The organism is Falsiroseomonas oryziterrae (genome assembly GCF_021864505.1).
GTDB lineage: Bacteria > Pseudomonadota > Alphaproteobacteria > Acetobacterales > Acetobacteraceae > Falsiroseomonas > Falsiroseomonas oryziterrae.
In genome coordinates, this window is the sequence record NZ_JAKJIB010000615.1 from 1 (window position 1) to 1,062 (window position 1,062).

A 1,062-nucleotide genomic window follows, 5' to 3' on the forward strand; every position below is an offset into this window, starting at 1 on the left:
ATGAGTGGAAGTTAGACGTGTGCTCTTGCATTCATGCTTCCTCCGTCGCGCCGCGGCGGATGGCGAGCAGGGCCTGCGCCTCGCGCGCCGAGGCACGCCAGGGATTGCCCTCGGCGGTCAGCGGGCCGAGCCGGGCGGCGAGCTGGGTCGGGTCGCCGCTGTCGAGGGCATGCATCACGCCGAGCAGGGTGGCGAGGTCGCGGTAGAGCGGGTCGGCATCGCGGTCGCCCGCGACCTCCTCCCACAGGGCGAGGGCGGCGCGGAGATCGCCGGTCTCGGCCTTCAGGGCCGCGGCGCGCAGGCGGGCGAGGGTGCGGTAGCCGGCCGGGCTTTCGCGCGCCAGGGCTGCGAAGCCGTTGGCGGCGGTGGCGAGGTCCGCGCCTTCCGCCTCGGTGCCGCGGTGAAGGGTCAGGTAGGTGCCGGCGGCGGCGGCGGCCTGGCGCTGCTCGTTCCAGCGCCATGCCTGCCAGCCGCCGGTGCCGGCCAGCGCGAGCAGGGCGACGCCGAGCGCGATGCCGCCCCATTTCTGGGCAAGCTTCTTGGCGCGTTCGGCGCGGAGATCCTCCTCGACCTCGTCGAAGATGTCGGGCACGTCGTGTCCTTGTCCGTGCGGGTCTGGTGGGGCCGTTTCGCCCCCGGCTGCGTCCCCTGCGGGGCGCCGGACCATACAGGCGCGGTCACGGGGCGTTAAGCCCGGCCGCGGAGGGTGGGCCGATGCCCCGCCTGCCCGCCCTGATCCCGGCCGTGCTGCTCCTGGCCGGGTGCAACGTGGAGCCGCTCGTCACGGGCGGCATCGTGGCGGGGGCCTCGCTCGTGGTCACGGGCAAGACGCCGCTCGACCACGTGGCGGGGCTGGTGACCGGGCAGGACTGCTCCGCGGTGCGCTACGAGCGCCGCGGCCCCTGGTGCGTGCCGCATCCCGGCCCGCCGGAGCCGCCGCCCTTCTGCACCCGCTCGCTCGGGAGCGTGGATTGCTGGACCGACCCGCCGCCCGGCGCGCCGGCCCAGGGGGTGGCGGATCCGGGCGTCGGGCCGCGACGCCCGCCCGCCGCGCCGCCCTGA

Annotated in this window: 2 protein-coding genes; one reads left to right on the forward strand and one right to left on the reverse strand. The window is 76.2% G+C overall.

Translation table 11 applies throughout. The features are described 5' to 3' along the window. Positions 1 to 31: 31 nt before the first annotated feature. On the reverse strand, positions 32 to 592 hold the full coding sequence (locus L2I40_RS23635) for a tetratricopeptide repeat protein (protein WP_237217791.1): 561 nt from the start codon (positions 590 to 592) through the stop codon (positions 32 to 34). A gap of 122 nt (positions 593 to 714) precedes the next feature. Between L2I40_RS23635 and L2I40_RS23640 the strand changes: the two genes are divergently transcribed. Next, entirely contained in the window at positions 715 to 1,062 is a 348-nt protein-coding gene (locus L2I40_RS23640; protein WP_237217792.1) for a hypothetical protein, read from the forward strand.